This window comes from Chryseobacterium cucumeris (assembly GCF_016775705.1).
Classification (GTDB): Bacteria; Bacteroidota; Bacteroidia; order Flavobacteriales; family Weeksellaceae; genus Chryseobacterium; species Chryseobacterium cupriresistens.
On sequence record NZ_CP068760.1, the window covers coordinates 241,219 to 261,071 of the forward strand.

General features: G+C 36.8%; 16 protein-coding genes. 7 read left to right on the plus strand and 9 right to left on the minus strand.

Annotated elements, in window-relative coordinates; genetic code table 11:
• Nucleotides 1-29 precede the first annotated feature (29 nt).
• Nucleotides 30-977 carry a methionyl-tRNA formyltransferase gene (gene fmt, locus JNG87_RS01150; protein ID WP_202841235.1) on the plus strand — a complete coding sequence of 316 codons (948 nt, stop codon included), beginning with the start codon at nucleotides 30-32 and terminating at the stop codon, nucleotides 975-977.
• A gap of 80 nt (nucleotides 978-1,057) precedes the next feature.
• On the opposite strand, the gene JNG87_RS01155 is transcribed toward fmt, so the two are convergent.
• The 3 genes from JNG87_RS01155 to JNG87_RS01165 form a co-directional block, all read right to left on the minus strand.
• Nucleotides 1,058-1,639, minus strand: coding sequence for a Crp/Fnr family transcriptional regulator (locus JNG87_RS01155; RefSeq protein WP_202841237.1), 582 nt, complete (start codon nucleotides 1,637-1,639; stop codon nucleotides 1,058-1,060).
• A gap of 102 nt (nucleotides 1,640-1,741) precedes the next feature.
• Nucleotides 1,742-2,863, minus strand: coding sequence for a 3,4-dihydroxy-2-butanone-4-phosphate synthase (ribB, locus tag JNG87_RS01160; RefSeq protein ID WP_202841239.1), 1,122 nt, complete (start codon nucleotides 2,861-2,863; stop codon nucleotides 1,742-1,744).
• Nucleotides 2,864-2,931: 68 nt separating this feature from the next.
• Nucleotides 2,932-3,936, minus strand: a complete 1,005-nt coding sequence (locus tag JNG87_RS01165; RefSeq protein ID WP_062676211.1) for an LLM class flavin-dependent oxidoreductase — start codon at nucleotides 3,934-3,936, stop codon at nucleotides 2,932-2,934.
• A 261-nt stretch (nucleotides 3,937-4,197) separates the two neighbouring features.
• On the opposite strand from JNG87_RS01165, the gene JNG87_RS01170 reads away from it, so the two are divergent.
• The gene (locus tag JNG87_RS01170; RefSeq protein WP_202841240.1) at nucleotides 4,198-5,046 is read left to right on the plus strand and encodes a M12 family metallopeptidase; all 849 of its coding nucleotides are present in this window, start codon (nucleotides 4,198-4,200) and stop codon (nucleotides 5,044-5,046) included.
• Nucleotides 5,047-5,082: 36 nt separating this feature from the next.
• Here the strand turns inward: JNG87_RS01170 and JNG87_RS01175 are convergent, their stop codons facing one another.
• On the minus strand, nucleotides 5,083-7,209 hold the full coding sequence (locus JNG87_RS01175; protein ID WP_202841241.1) for a helix-turn-helix domain-containing protein: 2,127 nt from the start codon (nucleotides 7,207-7,209) through the stop codon (nucleotides 5,083-5,085).
• Nucleotides 7,210-7,291: 82 nt separating this feature from the next.
• Here JNG87_RS01175 and JNG87_RS01180 point away from each other — a divergent pair, with 82 nt between their 5' ends.
• Complete coding sequence (locus JNG87_RS01180) at nucleotides 7,292-7,744, plus strand: hypothetical protein (RefSeq protein ID WP_202841242.1); 453 nt, start codon at nucleotides 7,292-7,294, stop codon at nucleotides 7,742-7,744.
• A 176-nt stretch (nucleotides 7,745-7,920) separates the two neighbouring features.
• On the opposite strand, the gene JNG87_RS01185 is transcribed toward JNG87_RS01180, so the two are convergent.
• Nucleotides 7,921-8,457: a gamma carbonic anhydrase family protein gene (locus tag JNG87_RS01185; protein WP_034694954.1), complete on the minus strand. Its 537-nt coding sequence runs from the start codon at nucleotides 8,455-8,457 to the stop codon at nucleotides 7,921-7,923.
• A 162-nt stretch (nucleotides 8,458-8,619) separates the two neighbouring features.
• On the opposite strand from JNG87_RS01185, the gene JNG87_RS01190 reads away from it, so the two are divergent.
• Genes JNG87_RS01190 through hemH form a run of 3 tightly spaced genes read left to right on the plus strand, consistent with a single transcriptional unit; the run spans nucleotide 8,620 to nucleotide 11,086 of the window.
• Nucleotides 8,620-9,498 (plus strand): NifU family protein, encoded by an 879-nt coding sequence (locus tag JNG87_RS01190; protein ID WP_202841243.1) that lies wholly within the window; start codon nucleotides 8,620-8,622, stop codon nucleotides 9,496-9,498.
• 10 nt (nucleotides 9,499-9,508) lie between these two features.
• Entirely contained in the window at nucleotides 9,509-10,042 is a 534-nt protein-coding gene (locus JNG87_RS01195) for an NADPH-dependent FMN reductase (protein WP_202841244.1), read from the plus strand.
• A 15-nt stretch (nucleotides 10,043-10,057) separates the two neighbouring features.
• A complete protein-coding gene (hemH, locus tag JNG87_RS01200; RefSeq protein ID WP_202841246.1) occupies nucleotides 10,058-11,086 on the plus strand; it encodes a ferrochelatase in 1,029 nt (342 codons plus the stop codon).
• Between the two features lie 81 nt (nucleotides 11,087-11,167).
• On the opposite strand, the gene JNG87_RS01205 is transcribed toward hemH, so the two are convergent.
• Both JNG87_RS01205 and JNG87_RS01210 read right to left on the minus strand, forming a co-directional pair.
• Entirely contained in the window at nucleotides 11,168-13,120 is a 1,953-nt protein-coding gene (locus tag JNG87_RS01205; protein ID WP_202841249.1) for a M4 family metallopeptidase, read from the minus strand.
• 353 nt (nucleotides 13,121-13,473) lie between these two features.
• Nucleotides 13,474-14,694, minus strand: a complete 1,221-nt coding sequence (locus JNG87_RS01210; protein WP_110008057.1) for a DUF5103 domain-containing protein — start codon at nucleotides 14,692-14,694, stop codon at nucleotides 13,474-13,476.
• Nucleotides 14,695-14,764: 70 nt separating this feature from the next.
• Between JNG87_RS01210 and JNG87_RS01215 the strand changes: the two genes are divergently transcribed.
• Entirely contained in the window at nucleotides 14,765-15,403 is a 639-nt protein-coding gene (locus JNG87_RS01215) for an MBL fold metallo-hydrolase (RefSeq protein ID WP_202841251.1), read from the plus strand.
• A 500-nt stretch (nucleotides 15,404-15,903) separates the two neighbouring features.
• On the opposite strand, the gene JNG87_RS01220 is transcribed toward JNG87_RS01215, so the two are convergent.
• Together JNG87_RS01220 and JNG87_RS01225 are read right to left on the minus strand one after the other, a co-directional pair.
• Nucleotides 15,904-18,348, minus strand: coding sequence for a TonB-dependent receptor (locus JNG87_RS01220; RefSeq protein WP_202841253.1), 2,445 nt, complete (start codon nucleotides 18,346-18,348; stop codon nucleotides 15,904-15,906).
• Nucleotides 18,349-18,371: 23 nt separating this feature from the next.
• On the minus strand, nucleotides 18,372-19,853 hold the full coding sequence (locus tag JNG87_RS01225; protein WP_202841255.1) for a trehalase family glycosidase: 1,482 nt from the start codon (nucleotides 19,851-19,853) through the stop codon (nucleotides 18,372-18,374).

The following is a 19,853-nucleotide window of genomic DNA, read 5'->3' on the forward strand; positions in this document are numbered from 1 at the left end:
CTCTCAGATCAAAAACTTATCTTTGCATTATGAAATCATTGAAAGTCGTTTTTTTAGGAACTCCTGAGTTTGCAAAAACCTCTTTGGAGGCCATCCACCAATCTCACCATCAGGTAGTAGGTGTTGTAACTGTAGCTGATAAGGCAAGCGGACGCGGACAGAAAATTCACCAGTCACCGGTAAAAATCTATGCAGAAGAAAATAATATTCCTGTTTTTCAGCCAGAAAAGTTGAGAAACCCTGAATTCCTGGAAGAACTTAGGAAACTGGATGCTGATGTTTTTGTAGTGGTTGCCTTCAGAATGATGCCTAAAGTGCTTTTTGAGATGCCTAAAATGGGAACTTTCAATCTTCATGCTTCACTGCTTCCTGATTACAGAGGTGCTGCACCCATCAATTATGCTGTAATCAACGGAGAAGAAAAAACCGGAGCAACTACATTCTTTATTAATGAAAAAATTGACGAAGGAAATATTCTTCTTCAGCAGGAAATGGAAATTTTACCGGATGAAAATGCAGGAAGCCTTCATGACCGACTCATGGAAATGGGCTCAGGCCTTGTGGTTAAGACATTGGATGGTCTTGCCGAAAATGCTATTGAAGAAAAACCTCAGCCCCATGTAGAACATCCTAAAAATGCTTATAAAATTTTCAAGGAAGATACGAGGATTAATTGGGAACAGCCTTCAAAAACTATTCATCAGTTTATTCTGGGAATGTCTCCTTATCCTGCAGCCTTCACTACTTTAAAGATTGACAACGAAGAAAAAGGATTAAAAATATTCGGGGGTAAATTTGAACTTTCTGATCACGGAAAACCAGCCGGAACGCTGGATATTTCAAAAAATGAATTTAAAATTTACACTCAGGACGGGATCTACTACCCTCTTGAACTTCAACTGGAAGGTAAAAAAAGAATGATGGTAAAAGATTTTCTGAATGGCTTCCGAAACTTTGACGGAATTACATTAAGCTAAAATAGACTATTATCAAACATAGAAAAAGTCCCGAAAACATGTACCAATAAACTTTCGGGACTTTTTATTTTTTTCGGTCATCAGCTTTTACTGACAATTTTCTTTCGGATTCTGCTTATAAATTCCGGAGTTACTCCCAGATATGCTGCAATCTGAATATTCGTTAAACGGTTGGCTGTCTGTGGATAATCTTTTAAAAACTCAACATAACGTTCATCAGAAGGCTTGCTTAGATTATCAATAATTCTACGCTGTAGTGCAATAATTGATTTTTGAAATTTAAGCCTCATTAATCTTTCAACCTCCGGCATTTCAGTATACAGTTTTTCTTTGTCTTTTTTGGGAATAAGAAGGATTTCACTATCCTCAAGCGCCTGAATATTGAGTTTAGAGGGAATACGGTTCACAAAACTATCAATATCGGAGATCCACCAGTTTTCAATTCCAAAATACAATATCTGTTCGGCTGCATTATGATGGGTATGAAAAACTTTAAAACATCCGCTTACTACAAACCCTTCAAATTCGCAAATTTCACCTTCTTTTAAGAGGAATTCTTTTTTCTTGATTTTCCTTAAACTGAAAGCACTGCAGTATTTCTCCAGCTTTTCATCTGAAATTTCAATATAGCCCCGGATATGTTTTTTTAAAGATTCAGTCATGGTTTAAAAAATAAAAAAGGTTTAGAAAAATCCTAAACCTTATATTTTATATTACAAACAGTCAATTAATGTGAAAACAATTCACTATTGACCATTCATTTTTTATAGTTGTACCATCTCCGTAACCTCTACATCATATCCTCCAACCTGAGGTTTGATATTAGGGTTTTGAGTGATTACTTTAAACTTGTTGATTCCTAAATTCTTAAGGATCTGCGTTCCGATTCCATAATCTCTGTAGTTGTACGCCAGTGTAGGATGCTGCTCCTGACCGTCCTGATAGTTCAGGAACTGCTGAAGTTTTCTCAATGTATTTTCAGAGTTGGAAACATTGTTGATGAAAATAATAGCTCCTTTTCCAGCCTCATTAACCATATTGGTTACTTTTTCCAACAGAGGTTTCTCCCCATTATTTAATCTTGTCAATACATCGAAATAAGAATCTGAAGATTGTACTCTTACCAAAACAGGCTCATCTACTGTCCATGTTCCTTTTGTCAATGCAAAGTGGATCTGGTCATTGGAAGTTTCTCTGAAAGCATAAAAATCAAAATCACCATAATGGGTTTTTACTTTTTTCTCTTCAAGTCTTTCTACAAGATTTCCTTTTTTAAGCTGATAATGGATCAGGTCTTCGATAGAAACGATCTTCATATCGTGTTTTTGGGCAAAAGCATGAAGTTCAGGCAGACGGGACATTGTACCGTCTTCGTTCATGATCTCGCAGATCACACCTCCTTCTTTTAACCCTGCTAAGTTCGTAAGATCGATGGCCGCTTCAGTATGTCCGGCTCTTTTCAATACACCTCCTTTTCTTGCACGAAGCGGGAAAATGTGGCCAGGTCTCATAAAGTCCGTAGGCTTGGATTTTTCATCCATCAGCGCTAAAATTGTTTTTGCTCTGTCACTTGCAGAAATTCCGGTAGATGTTCCGTTACCCAGAAGGTCAACTGATACGGTGAAAGCAGTTTCCTTAGGATCGCTGCTTCTGCTTACCATCACTTCAAGTCCAAGCTCATCACATCTTTTTTCAGGAAGCGGCATACAGATCAGCCCTCTTCCGTGAAGAGCCATAAAATTGATAATTTCCGGCGTTGTCAGTTCTGCCGCGCAAAGAAAATCACCTTCATTTTCTCTGTCTTCATCATCTACTACTATGATTATTTTACCATTTCTAAGGTCTTCGATAGCCTCTGGAATAGTATTTAATTTAATATCGGACATTTTTACTTTTTATTTGTGCAAAGATACTCATAAAAATAAGCATCTGCCAATTAATTATGTATGGTTTATTACGCTTTGGATAAAGAGTCTGCAGCCTCTCTGAAAATCTCGTAAGATCTCAATCTTTTCTGATGATCGTAGATATGTGAATTGATCATCAGTTCATCCACCTGGAATCTTTCCTGGAAATCTTTAAGCTTTTCCTGAACTTCAGCCTTATCTCCGATAAAAGTATATCTCAGTTTCTGTAAAACCATAGATTTTTCCATTGGCGACCAGATTTCATCCATATCATCCACGGGTGGAGCAAAAGGTTTTCTGTCGTTTCTTACAATATTGATGAATGCCTGGAATAAAGTGGTGGAAATTTTATGAGCTTCCTCAGAAGTTTCAGCCGCTACCCCATTTACACACGCAATGATATAAGGTTTATCCAGATATTTTGACGGTTCGAAATGTTCTCTGTATATTTTAAAAGCCATTTCCATCTGCTCAGGTGCAAAATGTCCCGCAAATGCATAAGGCAGCCCTAGTTCTGCAGCCAGCCATGCACTGTCTGTACTTGACCCCAGAATATATAGCGGAATATCCAATCCTTCTCCCGGAATGGCACGAACCATCGCCTCTGAATTTTCTTTTGAAAAATATCTTTGAAGTTCGAGGATCTGTCTTGGAAACTGTTCATTGATGATGGCTGGATTCCTTCCCAACGCTTGTGCTGTCAAGCCATCTGTTCCCGGAGCTCTTCCTAATCCAAGGTCAATCCTTCCCGGAAACAGAGATTCCAGAGTACCAAATTGTTCTGCAATGATCAGAGAACTGTGGTTAGGAAGCATAATTCCTCCTGAACCTACTCTGATTGTTTTCGTTCCATTGGCAATGAAACCAATTAAAACAGAAGTTGCAGAGCTTGCAATACTTTCCATATTGTGGTGTTCTGCCAGCCAGAATCTTTTATAATTTAAATTTTCAGCGTGATTAGCTAGTGATAAGCTGTCCTGAAAAGTATCATGAATGCTTTTACCTTGCTTTACCGGGGCAAGATCTAAAACAGAAATTTCAAAATTTTTCATGTTATGATGTTAATTTTTCTTTAATCTGAAAAACAAGGCAAATTTAAAACATAAAAACTGCATTAGTTACTTTTTGTAATTAATAAAAACAATTGCTCAGTTCAGGGAAAAACTATTGGAATGAAAATTTTGCTTACATCGTTTTACCTATGTGATCTTAAAATTAAATAATCATATTAAAAAACATATTTTAACAAAAATAATTCAACAAAAAGAGATATATTTATTATATTCGTATACCAAATTTTTAAAAATTTTAATATGAACAAAAAAACAAACAGCCTGTTTTATAAGCAGATGTTGACAGGAAAAACTGTCTTTATGAGTTTTCTTATTGCTGCAATATTTTCGTCTTGTAGCAAAAACAATGAAGAAATTACTTCTGAAGCTCAAACCAATGCCTTCAACGCAGACAATGTAAAAAAAGGACAATTGAACGGCCAGGAAATTACCTATGAAAGAAAAAACGGAATGAATTTTTTCCAGGGAGATATTGTTCTTACCGACAAACAATTATCAGAAGGTAATGAAGTTAATAAAGGCGGTGCAAGCTATTCAAGATGGCCGAATGGTAAAATTTATTATACTATTGCCGGCAATATGGGTTCCATCAATGTTAACAAAATCAACTCTGCCATCAGCGAGTACAATAATAAAACGAATACACAGTGGATCTACCGTACCAACCAGGCTAATTATGTGGAATTTATTTTCGGAAGCTCATCAGGATCTGATGGCTGGGCGCATATCGGATACCAGGGTGGAAAACAAACTATTTCTTTGGATCAGTATATTTCTGTAGGATCAGTTATCCATGAAATGGGGCATACGGTAGGACTTTATCATGAACATACGCGTAAAGACAGAGATCAATACGTAAAAATTCTGTGGAATAATATTCAAAACGGACAGTCTTATAATTTCAATATCTATAATTCCGGAACAGATATAGGCCCGTTTAATATTAATTCGGTGATGATGTATTGGCCGACCTCATATTCCAGAAACGGGCTGCCTACGATTACCAGAGCTGACAACAGCAATTTTACTTATACCAGAACCGGATTTACCACCGGAGATATCAATACCATCAATGCGATGTATCCTTAAATTTTTAAGAATCGTCTCTCCATAAAAAAAGAACTCTTACGAGTTCTTTTCTTTTTTATAATTATAATGATTAATTAAAATCCTGATTTCGTTAAATTCAAAATGGCTTGGCAATGCATTCTTCCACTCGGTTAATGTTTCATGTGGATTTTTATAGAATTCATCTTCAAAAGCTTTGATTTTATCTGAAGTAATGACTCTGGCGATGTCCAGCAATCCCTGCTCGGCAAATTTGGCAAGATGCCCAATAACTGTTTCTTTCACCAGCCCTCTTTCCAAGGCAATTTCACCGATCGTTTTTCCTTGCTCAAACAACTGGAAGGTTAAAACCTGGGACGGAACTTTAGCAATTTTCAGATTGATTTCCTTATCATTCTTTTCATCTAAAAGTTTCGTTTCAAGCAGGTGAATATCTCTCAGGCTGTTCAGATATTCTTCAATGTCTTCCAGCCAGCTTTTAAATTCTTCGTTGTATTGTTTCAATCCTTTTGCACCTTTTATCTCAGCATAAAACTCTTTCAAAGGATCGAATATTTTATTTCTGGTTTCTGTAAAAAAGAAATTAACCGCACCTTTTGATTTGCTTTCAATTTCGGACCATTCTTCTTTCTGTTCAATAAAATTATTGACTTTCTGGAAAATGATTCGTTCTAATTTTTCAAAAATTTTCCCCAGGTTGACCGCTTCATGTTTCAACTGAAGATAAAGCTGTTTGGTTTTAACGTGGTCTATATTTTTGGTGACAATGGAAAGGTTATTCCACTCCTCCACTTCTTTCAAAAACCATGTACAGTCTAACGTTCGCAATACTTTTCTGATGCTGTAATCATATTTTTCCTGATTCAGAATCGCCTCCACATGATCATTGGCAATAGTATCGGTGTGGAAATGAAGAATCCTGTTATCCTTGAAAATAACTTCGGGAGTAATTTTTGATTTTAAAACAATGCCCTCCAGAGTTCTGCAGCGGGATAAAGCCACATACACCTGACCGGCAGTAAAACTTTTCCCGGCATCAATAATCACTTTATCAAACGTTAATCCCTGGCTTTTGTGAATCGTAACCGCCCATGCTAATTTGATCGGAAACTGCTCGAAACTTCCCAACACTTCCTCTTTGATATTTTTATCCGTATCAAGGAAATATTTTTTCTGTTCCCAGGTTTCCCTTTTTACCACAATTTCTCTTTCACTTTCATCCAGAACAACACGGATTTCATTCTCATCCAACCCGATAATCTCACCCAGTTTTCCGTTAAAATATTTCTTTTCTCCGGAAATATCATTTCGGATAAACATGATCTGAGCTCCAATTTTCAGTTCCAGAAACTGGTCATTTGGAAATTGATTTTCTTTAAAGTCTCCTACCAGTTTAGCTTCATAAATCTGAGGATCTACTTTAATTTCTGCCAGTTTTTGCTGATTGATCTCGTCTGCCATTTTGTTGTGAGAACACAGATATACATAAGACTCTTTTCCCATATCAAAGTCAGGATCATACCTTTCATTGAGATGATCAAAGTCTATATTATCCACATCGCCGTCACGGATCGCATTCAGAATTTCCAGAAACTCTTCGTCAGATTGTCTGTATACCTTTGTCAGCTCAATGGTGACGATTGGAATTTCCTTAATGGCATGGCTGTCAAAAAAGAAAGGTGAGTTGTAATACATTTTGAGTATATGCTCATCCCTTACCACCGGAGGAAGTTGATACAAATCTCCGATAAAGAGCATCTGTACCCCTCCGAATCTCTGATTATTCCTTCTGATGAATCTCAAAGAAAAATCCATCATATCCAGAACATCAGCCCTCAGCATCGAAACCTCATCGATAATGATGATCTCAACCTCTCTCAGAAGTTTGAGTTTATCTTTACGGTATTTGAAATGAGGCATCAGATCGGCAATATTATTGGCCAAACTGGTATCTATCCTTTCTGTAGTAGGAAGAAAGGTTCTCAACGGCAGCCCAAACATGGAATGGATGGTTACTCCTCCAGCATTAATGGCAGCAATTCCCGTGGGAGCCACTACAATATGCTTTTTCTTGGTACGCCTTACAAAATCATTAAGAAATGTTGTCTTTCCTGTTCCGGCTTTCCCCGTTAAAAAAACACTTCTGTTCGTATACTCTATTAAGTCAAAAAAATGATTATTCATCTCCGTCAAAAATACGGAAATGAATTTGAATTTCTTACCTTGGCATAAGTTTTGAAAATTCTTAAAAAGAAAAAAGTTTATTGTGAAAAAATTATTCTTTCATATCCCGGCAATAGTATTGTGTACTACATTAACTTTAGTTTCGTGTAATACATCAAAGAATGCCAATACCAATCTTCCTGTTGATATTGCAGACAGACCTGCTGACGAAGACAGTCAGAAATATGAACAGGCACAACTGGATAGATTAAAAGCTTCTATTGAATCTGAAGTATCAGGAGAAAAATGTACGGATGCCAGCGAATGGGCATTTGCTCCCATGGGATCAAAAGCCTGCGGCGGACCTCAGCAATACATTGCCTATCCTAAGAAAAAAGAAGAAGCTTTCTTACAAAGAGTGAATGAGTATACGGATAAAGTGAAAGCTTTTAATGAAAAGTATAATATTACGTCTGACTGTATGATGATCGAGCCACCTACATCACTCAAATGTATCAATGGTAAGATCAGACTTATCACGCCGGACAATAATTAACAATAAAGCAAAGGTTCTATATCAAATCGAAAAAGCTCTGTTTCAGAACAGAGCTTTTATATTTATTTTTAAATAGTTCAATGGTGAATTTTGCTTTGCAAGTGAATGGTGAATTTTTGCAGTACAAAATAATTGACAAGCGCAGCGGATTGACTATTCACTATTCACCTGACATCCTAAAATTGATGATCCTTCACATTCTCCTTATACCATGATGAATATTTCACATAGTTATCTGCAATTCTGTTCACTTCTCCTTCCAGTAACTGAGCATTGATATCTTTTATTTTTCTTGCAGGAACTCCTCCCCAGACTTCTCCGGATTTAATGTGAGTTCCCTGGGTCACTACAGAACCTGCTCCTACAATGGAGTTTTCTTCTACAAGACAATCATCCATCACAATAGCTCCCATTCCGATCAATACATTATCTTTAATGGTACATCCATGAACAATCGCGTTATGTCCTATGGAAACATTGTTCCCGATATTCAAAGGATATTTCTGATACGTACAGTGCAGCATTGCATTATCCTGAACATTTACCTTGTCTCCCATTTTGATGTAATGAACATCTCCTCTGATTACTGCATTATACCAGACACTACAGTCTTTTCCCATTGTGACATCGCCAATAATAGTTGCCGTTTCTGCTAAAAAAGTATTCTCTCCGATCTGTGGTGCTTTTCCTAAAAGCTGTTTTATTAGTGCCATAATATTAATTTGAAAATGTGAAAATGTGCCCAATTGGGAATTAAAATATACTATCATTTCTGATATCTAACTTCTAAATTATAGTGATAGCAAAAATCTAACTCTCAATTTTCAGCTTCTAACTTCTAATGCGTATTTTTGTATCTCAAATTTAACGAAAAAATGCGTACCGTACTTATAGAACCAACTGAAAACCCAAAAGTGATGAAATTTGTAGCAGATTACAATCTCATCCCCGGGTCTTTGGAACTGGACAGAAATTCAGATATTTCAGAAATTCCTCTGGCACAGGAACTTTTCAATTATCCGTTTGTGGAAAGAGTTTTCATTACCGCTAATTTTGTAGCTGTGGCAAAACAGGATACCATAGAATGGGAACATGTTGCTGAAAGTCTGAAAAATGTAATTGAGGATGAATTACTGGCCAACCCGAGAATTTATCTTCAGAAGAAAAAAGAAATGTATCAGATCTATGCTGAAATGACTCCGAATCCCAACGTAATGAAGTTTGTATCAAGCAAACTGCTGATGGATGGTTTTGTAGAAGTAAAATCGAAAGAAGCTGCTGAAGAAGTTCCTTTGGCACTGGCTATTTTTAAAGAGTTTGATTTTGCTACGGAAGTTTTCATTTCAGACAATTTTGTAGCTGTTACAAGAGATAATTCTGTAGAATGGCACCAGGTGATGATGACTGTTCGTGCCCTTATTGCCGAATATCTTCAGAACGGAGGTGAAATTTCAAAAATCGAACCTCAGAAACATGAAAATCCTGTGGAGAAAATTATCAACAGAGATTATACAGAGGATGAGCAGAAAATTTCTGACATTTTAAATGAATACGTAGCTCCTGCCGTAGAAAATGATGGTGGAAAAATTTCTCTGATGGAATACGATCAGGAAAATAAAACAGCAAAAATGCTTCTACAGGGTGCATGCTCCGGCTGCCCAAGCTCTACTGCTACTTTGAAAAACGGAATTGAAAATATTTTAAAACAATTCGTTCCGGACTTAGTAGAAAGAGTGGAAGCTGTAAACGGATAAAACTGCCGAAATGCCTCCCGGAAAAAAAATTGTAGTGATTATTGGAAGTGCTTCGGCAAATTCCAGCAATCAGAAACTGATGGAACAGGTGCTGGAAAAAACAGACAACGCAAATACAGATTTTCAGTTGTATGCTGACCTTTCTGTTCTTCCGCATTTTGATACCGCATTAACTGATGATCATACTCCTGAAGAAGTTCTGAAGATCAGAGAGGATATTAACCGTTCAGCAGGGGTGATATTTTCTACACCGGAATATATTTTCAGTATTCCCGGAAGATTAAAAAATCTATTGGAGTGGTGTGTTTCCACAACGGTATTTTCTGAAAAACCTGTTGCTGTGATCACGGCTTCCGCCAGCGGAGAAAGAGGACATGAAGAGTTATTATTGATTTTAAAAACTCTCGGAGCTGTAGCAGATGATAAACATCAGGTATTAATAAAAGGGATAAAAGGCAAATTTGAAAGCAATGGCTTACTGGAAAGTAATACCTTTGCCAAAGTATCAAAATTAGTAACAGATTTTAGAACCTCTGTTTCATAATTAAAATTTAGAATATTGAATAAGAAAGGAATTTTACTAGTCAACCTCGGATCACCGAGATCAACAGCTGTAAACGACGTAAAGGAATATCTTGATGAATTTCTGATGGATGAAAGGGTGATTGATTACCGTTGGATCTTTCGTGCACTTCTTGTACAGGGAATCATTCTGAAAACAAGACCTGCAAAATCTGCTGAAGCGTATAAAACAGTCTGGACCGATAAAGGTTCTCCACTGATCGTTATTACTGAACAAATTCAGAAAAAGCTTCAGAAAGTAGTAGACGTTCCTGTGGAAATCGGAATGAGATATGCACAACCAAGCATTGAAACCGGAATCCGGAAACTGGTTGATCAGGGAATCACTGAAATTGTTCTTTTTCCACTATATCCTCAATATGCGATGAGCACCACGGAAACGGTTATTGAAAAGGCCGAAGAGGTAAGAAAAAAGAAGTTTCCCGGTATAAAAATTAATTATATTCAGCCTTTTTATAACAGAGATATTTATATCAATTGTCTTGCAGAAAGTATTAAAGAGAAGCTTCCTGAAAATTTCGATGCATTGCAGTTTTCTTACCATGGTGTTCCGGAAAGACATATTTATAAAACAGATCCTACAAAGACCTGTAACCTTAATGACTGTTGTTCCAGAGATGATAATCCAAGTCATCAGTTCTGCTACCGTCACCAATGTTATAAAACAACGCAGCTTGTTATTGACAAACTGAATTTACCTAAAGAAAAAACGATTGTTTCTTTCCAGTCAAGATTAGGAAAAGATAAATGGATTGAGCCATATACCGACGAAACATTGGAAACAATTGGTAAAAAAGGGATCAAAAACCTGGCCATTGTATGTCCGGCTTTCGTTTCTGACTGTCTTGAAACCCTGGAAGAAATTTCTGTGGAAGGAAAAGAACAGTTCATGCATGGTGGTGGAGAAAATTTCCATTATATCCCATGTCTGAATGATGAAGACCGATGGATTGAAGTGGTAAAAACACTTTGTGAAGAAAAACTTAATGATTTCTATTTAGTATAATTTTTTTTGCTAAAAATATACAAAAGGCCACAAGAATTAACTTGCGGCCTTTTCATTGAATATATTAAAGATTTGATTTGGTTATTTTTTAATCAGGTTTCCTGCTTTTTCTCCGTTGACCAATACAATGTATACTCCCGGAAGAATATTAGAAGGAAGCTGAATGTTCAGTTTATTTGTCCCATCAGTAATTTCAACTTTTTCTGAAATTTCTTTTTTACCTGTAAGGCTTACCAGTTCTACAATTCCTTTTCCTGATTTTCCTTCAAAGTTGATGGTAAATCTGTCTGTTGCAGGATTCGGGCTTATCGTGTACAGTGCTGTATCTGCTGTTGCCATTTTTCCTGCCGGAGAAGTTCCACCTCCTACACCTACAGCATTCCATGCATTTTTAACCTGAGTCACTTCATTGCTGGTTGCTCCGTATAAATCAGTAGCTGCCTGAATAGAATAGGTTCTTGCATTGGCATATGTTGAAGAAGAGGTCAGATAAGTTGTCAATGTTCTATATGCAATGGCTCCAGCCTTATCAAGTCCTATTGCGGAAACATTGTAAGCAAAACCTTTGTCATTCGTACCGGAACCTCCTGTTACTAACAGATAATACCAGAAGTTAAGTACACCTGAATTGGTATGAACCCCACAATAATCATTAGACTGGCTTGGAGTAACGCAACCTGAAGTGGTGGTAGTTTTCCAGTAGGTTCCCATATAGGTATCCGGCTGGCTGTATGCGTTAGGGTTAGCCATATTCCTGATTACATAATTGAAATCTTCTCCCAGTGTCCAGCTTGCCTGTGTAGGTCTTGCCCAACGTTCAATGGTGTTTCCAAATATATCTGAGAAGCCTTCATTTAATGCTCCTGATTCTCTTTGATACGCAAGGTTAGCTGTTTTGGATGTTAATCCATGCGTAATTTCATGGCCGCAAACATCAAGTGCTGTTAATGGTTTTCCTCCGTTTGTAGTGGAACTACCATCTCCATAGGTCATTCTGGAACCATCCCAAAATGCATTAAAATAGTTGGTAGAATAGTGAACATAGGATTTAATAGCAAAGTTATTATTATCAATACTCTTACGTCCGTATTTTGTATAGAAGTAATCCACTGTCATTTCTGCTCCCCAATGGGCATCTGTAGCATATTGATCTTTATTGGTATTGACATTATTCCAGTTGTTGTCCGTATCTGTAAAGTCTACTGCAGAAGCATAGCTTGTTCCTTTTTTCAGGTTATAAGTTTCTACTGAAGTTCCTCCGTTTCTTCCTGTTTCTCTTAATCTGTAGCTTCCGTTATAAGAGTCTGTAGTGATGCTGCGGGTTCCGCTATATCCTGTAACGGCTGTTCCCGGTGTGTTTACTTCGTGAATAATGGCATCTACTCCCAGCACTTTTCCATTTTTAGCATCTACAAAAACATATTGTCTGCTTAATGGTTTTTCTGCATAGATATCGAATTTATAGGCTAGCCTTAAATCATTCAGCTTGTCATCATCAGGATTTGAATAATAAACCAATTCACCTTTTGGAGCATAGCTTGCATTGGGATCACCGGTTTCTTTTTTAAGAAAATCTTCTTCTTCTTTATTTTTCCATTTATAGGATTCTGCTCCTACAAATGACAAAGCGCTCTGTAAAGCAGCATTTTCAGCAAGACTGGCTGTTTTATCAAGTCCTTTCGGAACTTTAATAACCCATTTTCCTGATTGTCCTACAATTTTACCGTCTTTTGTCTGTACCGCCATCATTCCGTATTCTACAGGAATATCATTAACGGTCTGTTGAAATCTTTGAGTTTCAAAGCCTAATGCATCTTTTTCTAACCCTAGTTTACGAGCCTGCCCCGGAGAAAGCCTCTGAGAAGCTTCGTCAAATAAAACAGGGGCTCCCTGATAGGAAGGGGCATTTTTTTCAAATCTCATAAATTCAGCATGTAATCCGCTTTTTCCCGGAACTAATTTTGATGGTGTGTTTTGCCCAAAGACAAAAGAGCATGCAGCAACGCTTGCTACTAAGATAAATTTCGTTTTCATATTAATATTGGTTGATTGTGGTGACGAATTTATAAACTTTTCACAATAAAACAACAAAAACAATGAATAAAATTCAATTGATATTATAAATCAATAAATAAAACATAATAATGATTTTAAAACAAAGAAAATTATTTAAATATATTTTTTTTGTAATATGAATTTTATGTTAAAAAATTTAACTAAAATCAATTTTTTGTGAATTATTATTTTTCACTATGCAGTGCATTATAATGTAAAAAATTAATCCTAATCTACGGTCTGGAGGATAAATTCTGTTCAATAGAATCAAAAAAAAGGAACCATCTTAACAGACAGTCCCATTTTATATGATATTTTTATCGTATTACTACCTACCTCTTGTTGGCAATTGGTGTTCTGAATTCCCCATAACCCATCAAACCATCATAATTTCTTCCGAAAGGTGCATAATAAAGAAAAGCCTGATAGAGATTTTCTGTCTGCCAGAAATTACCGTTTATTTCTCCAAAGTTCAGAGAACCGTTTCCTTCTTTTGTTGCTAATACATAGTTATAAAAACCTTGTTTCAGGAATATTTTCGCGACATACTGTTTGGTAGATGCGTCATACTGCATTTGATTTTCCTTGCTGGGTTTAAAATTATTAAATCCTCCCAGTACATAAATTTCTTTATCCACAGGATCGGAATCCAGATAGAAGTGAACCCATGAATAATCAGCTTCTCTTTCTGCGTCTCTCTCTCTTCCCAAGTCGTTTCTTCTGTAGTACCAGGCTCCATTCACATCCGGCTGATACTGATAATTTAAAGGAAACGCCCATACCGGATGAAGATAAGTCTGGTTAACATCATCTTTTATTTCAGCAGCACGCACCATATCTGCGGCCATATTCATATTTTTATTATCGAAATAATAAAACTCATTATCTCCCGGAAAAACAAGATTCATCTGCTGAAACAATACCTGATTTCCTAAAACACTGCTCGGTTTAAGATTGGAAATCACCATATTCGGATTATTATTCTGCATCACATTCATCGTGATTGAATTGACGTTGGAAGAAATATCTCCGCCTTTCGGAGAAACATTCACTTCTACCCTCTGGTTAACGTTGGGATTTTTCGCATCTGCAAATCTTGAAATATTTAACCCCACAGACGTTACATCTTCTACCAGATAAAATCTCTTTTTGAACAGAGGCTGGTCTGCCGAATCTTTGTAGACAATCAGTTCATAATTCCCTGAGACTTTCAGCTGGATTTTATCATTCGGGAAAACAAGTTTATAGTGGGTATAAGCCTGTAATGTATTGAAAGAATACTGAAACTGATCCAGCAGTGCATTCATACTTCCGGTAGCAAATTCTGTAAAAAACAGATTATCTTCATTCCAGTTTCTGTCGTAATGTTTGAAGGTATACCTATAGATCTGACTGCCGTTTGTAAGATCATCAAAGCCTAAAACCAATTGTTCACCAATTTTAATGACAGGGGTTTCATCATTGGTCTGAGGGTTGAACAGCTGAATACTTTGGATATTTTGTCCAAAAACCAGTCCGCCCAAAGAAAGTAAGAGTATTCGCAAAGTTTTCATTATGACGAAGATAACGAAAAATAGCCATTTTCTTAATAATATCGTATTTTTGAATAAAAAATATTCAGATATGCTTCAGATTCAAGGTTTCGTATTCAACTTTGCGAGTGAAAATACTTACATCGTCTATAACGAAAATAAAAATGCCTGGTTAATCGATCCGGGAAATATGAATGCTCAGGAGACTCAGGCTATAGATAATTTTATTACTGAAAAAGGACTGAAGATTCAGAAAATTCTTTTAACCCATGCTCATATTGATCATGTTTTGGGCCTTCAGTGGGCTTTTGACAAATTCAATGTTCCTGTGAATATGCATCAGGAAGACCAGGAAGTTCTGGATATGCTTCAGGCGAGCGGGATGAGATTCGGAATGCAGATCAATCCGGTAAAAGTGGATGTAGAATATATAAAGGAAGGTGATGAACTTGATCTGGATGGAGAAAAATTCAAAATATATCATGTTCCGGGACATTCTCCAGGAAGTGTTGTCTATCATAACGAAGCACAAAAATTCATGATTTCCGGTGATGTTCTTTTTGAAGGAAGTATCGGAAGAACAGATCTGTATAAAGGAAATTATGATCAGCTGATTGAAGGAATTAAATCAAAACTTTTCATTCTGGATAATGATACCCAGGTTTTCTCAGGACATGGAAATCCTACATCTATTGGTTTTGAGAAACAGTATAATCCTTTTTTGAAGTAAACAATCTATTTAAACCTCATGCAGATAATGCAGATTCCTTCGAGATGAAATGATTTAAGTTTATTAAAAAATACTCATATAGCTAATCATTAAGAAGGATTTAAGTAATAAAGAATAGTTAAGATGAATCATTCTGATTTTTAAGCATAAAGCGCTGCTTATCTTAATACTCTCAAATGCTTAATGATAAACCTTTTTGTTTCAAAAAATAAAATTTAATCTTCATTAACAGGTCGCTCCTACGGAGCTTTATTTTACGGTGATCTTATTATTTTTCTATTAACAGTTGATCCCGATGGGATCAAATCCAGCTCCAGTAGGAGCTAACTGTTAATAGACGTATATGTTTTAACATTAGAGCTCCGGAGGAGCGACCTGTTAATCCATGCCATAAATATTGATATTTCCAATGTATTTAGACTTTTTATCGGACAGTTATGATAAAAAATACAAAACCGTCAGAAAATTCTGACGGTTTTGCTGTTATAAAGAAATAGAATTTAGAAATCCAATGTGATGGATGCTCTGGCAGCAGCTCCCATGATAGGTCTGGCCATGATGATTCCGTCTCCATTGGGCGATCCTGCTCTTGGATCTCCTTCTGTAATCCCGATGGTGTTAAAGATATTGGTTCCATCCACTGCAAAGCGTATTCTTCCTAACTGGTAAGACATTCCCGCTCCAAATTCTGTGAAAGAAGGCAAAGTCTGTACATTCTTCTCATCCTGGAAGCGTTTTCCATAATAATTCATACTTACATAGGCTCTCCATGATTTGGTAATATTCACAGCCGGTGAAATATTGAAGAAAAATTTAGGCATCCTTCTTACTACATTTCCTTCAAGAACACTTCCGGCCTCAAGGTTTTTATACTTTGGACTCTGAATGGTTCCGTTGAATGTTACTTCTACAATATTATTGAATAAGCGGGCGAAACCTTCCACTTCAACTCCATAGTTTTGTGTATTGGCAAAGGTATTTTCAGATTTTCCATCAGAGAAAACATCCGTAAATGACAGGTTCTTCAAGGTAGAATAGAACGGAATCACTGCTATATCAAAAGTACGCGAGTAATATTTATACCCAACCTCCAATTGGTTTGTGGTCACTGATTTTAAAGGTTTATCAGGAGTTGGATTGGAGAAATAATTGTAGTACGCTTCTTCATTCGGAGATCTGAAACCATTGGAGAAACGGGCGTATACTGCATTTTCTCTATTGATTTTATAATTCGCTGCTAATGTAAAAGATACTTTATCCACATTATAGTTCCAGTAGGTATATTTATTTCCCAGTACACTCATATTATCATCAGCAGTAGTCGTGCTGAAACCATGAGTTCCATCAATGGTTAACACTGAATTATTTAAATTCGCACTTGTTGTATTGGCAAAATTTCCTTTGTAATAATCGTGGCTGTAACGAAGACCTCCGTTTACACTTAAGGCATCGGTAATATTATAATCCAGGTTTACATACAGATCATTCAAACTTCCCTGAGTCTGGGTATCTCTCTGCAAAAATGTCATATTGGTAACCCCGTTATATGTTTTGGAATATCCAATATCTGACGGACTTAAAGAAGTATCTACCAGATTCAGTAGTTCGGGTCTGTCCGTTGCTGTAGTCAGAATATTACTCCAGTTCCAGTATTGGTGTGATTTCCAGTTGGATTTATAAAAACCTGCGGTAACATTTCCTTTATCAAATTTATAGTTGAACTGTAAATCGTTGACAAAGTTATTCATCTGCTTATCAATTGCCCAGAAACCTAATTTTTGAACAAATGCAGGATTTACAATCGCTCCGTTACTTACTAAAGAATATTGATAATTAGTCATACCATAATCTCCACCCTTGGAAACAGGTTTAGTTGCAAAGTCAGCTGCAGTTTCAGGCAATCCTGCAGGAAAAATTCCTGTATAGTTCATATTGATATTGGTGTATCTGGTTTTGTTTAAAACCGTGAAATTATTTCCAAGATCATACTTAAACTCAGCTCCCACTGCATCTACTTTCGGATGGATTCCATCTTCAAGATTTCTGTTGAAAAATCCACCTCCGGCCTGTGGAATGTTCAATTGACTGATAGCTCTGTAACTGTATGTTCCGTAATTAGGATCAAATCCCTGGAATCCTTTCAGTTTATTTCCGTTCTGGATTAAAGGAATCGGAAGGAAGAATGTATTTCTGTCATCCAGTTTTTTGTAATACACTTTTACATAGCCTTTGTCAAAGACATATTTCAGGTTCATTCTGATCTGCCCGCCGTTATTGGCTTTAAAACCCGTCTTCCTGATCCCGTCATCTGTTCTGTAAAAACCACCGACATTGAAAAACAATTTATCCTGAACCAATGCACCTCCTACATTCACATCGGTACGCATCAATCCGTAGGTACTGGTTTCAAGTTTCGCCGTACCTCTGAAATCATTGGTTCCTTCTCTGGTAATAAAGTTGATCAGACCACCTGGAGAATTCGTTGCATAAATAGATCCGGAACCTCCTCTCAAAGCTTCCATACGGTTGACCGAATTGTCTACACGGAAAAAGTTATCTGCATTGGCAAACTGAAGCGCTCCATCTTCAAAAACCGGAAGACCGTCTTCCTGTACCTGTACAAATTCATAAGCTCCTGCAGAAGGAATCCCCCTTGCAAAAAGGTTGTTTCCTACTTCACCTCCTGAAGTTTCCACTGCAAATCCCGGAACTCGCTGTAATAAAGCCGCAGCACTTATCGGGTTCTGTTTCTGAATTTCTTTGGAGCTAAATGTGGAAATTGCTGTACTGGATTCTATTTTTTTCTTTGGATTTGAGTTTCCTGTAATGACAATCTGATCGATGGAAGAAACTTTTGCAGAATCCTGTGTTGTTTCCTGGGCATAAGCATTATTAAAGTATAACGTAGCTGTTGCGGCGATTAAAAAGATTGAGTTTTTTTTCATAGCCATATTCTTTTATTGTTAGTTCAGTTTTGTTGTAATTGTAAATACACTCCATTGGTCCAACCGAATCCGTCCTGATTAGGGTATTCCCCTCCGCCTGCTATTGTTTCTGTGTCTAATGCATTGTATTTTTCCATCAGTTTCCCGGTATTTTTGTAGACCCTTTCTACATTGGAACACCAGTTGTTTTTAATTTTTTCTGCCAGTTCATTAAAGCCATAATTTTTCATTGCTTTAAAGCCCAGCCATTGATAAGGAGCCCACGCATTGGGAAGATCCCACTGCTGACCCGAGTTTTTAGTTGTGGTAACAAGACCACCCTGGTAAAGAAACTTTTCAGCAACAGCTTTGGCAACAGCCTCAGCTTGCTCCTGATTTGCAATACCCAGAAATAAAGGGTAAAGAGCAGCAATATGTTCAGACGGTGTTTTTGTGTTTTTTTTTGTGTGATAATCTTTATAATTGTTAGTATTTCCATCCCAGAAATATTTATTGATCATCTGTCTTCGGCTTGCTGCTCTTTCTGAAAAATAATTTTCTTTTTCACTCAGATTCTGAAGCGCTGAAGATTTTGCCAAAGTCATTTCCAAATGCCACAAAAGACAGTTCAAATCAACCTGGGCAAGATTCAGCGTTTCTATTGTCTGTATATTTTCTCCGTCTGCAAACCATCGGCTGGAAAAATCCCAGCCGGATTCGCAGGCACTTCTTATATTTCTGTAAAATTCTTCTCCTGAAGCCGTCTCCTGATCTTCAATATCGATCAGGTAACTTTCAGGGCGTGGTGCATTTTCTGCATCGTAATAACGGTTCAGGATATCTCCGTTTATTGTTTTCACTACTCTTTTTACGCTGGAATTGTTTTCAAGCCCATCTTCACCATCCATCCAGAAAGCATATTCTTTCTCCATAGTTTCGTGGTATTGTGTATAAATTCCTTCATCATGCGCTGTTTCAAAAAGGAGATCAAGCATTAATGAAAAGTAAGGAGGCTGCGATCTGCTCAGGAAATGCGTTCTGCTGGCATTCGGAACAAATCCTACATTTTGGATCAGATAAGAACAGTTTTCAATAATATTTTTCATCATTTCTACTCTTCCGGAAACCTGCAATCCAAGCATAATAAAGTAGCTGTCCCAATAGAAAAACTCATTGAAACGACCACCCGGAACGATATAGGGTTTTGGTAATTTTAAAAGGGTTCCTTTTTCTTCATACGCTGTACGGGTTAACTCATCCCATAGTTTTTCAATATGCTCACCAATGGGAAGCTGATCTTGTCTCTGAACAGAAACTCTTGCTCCTAAAAAGTCAAAATGAGTCATCACAAAATCCTTCAGATCAAAACCTTCTGCATCTTTTGATTGTTCATAATCCTCATTGATCTTTGCAATAGGAAAAAGAGGAACTGCATCCGTCATCATTTTCTGATCTTCAAAAATTTCAGATCTCTGTACATTATCAAACAGACTTTGAATTTCGTTTATATAAAGCTGATTACTCAT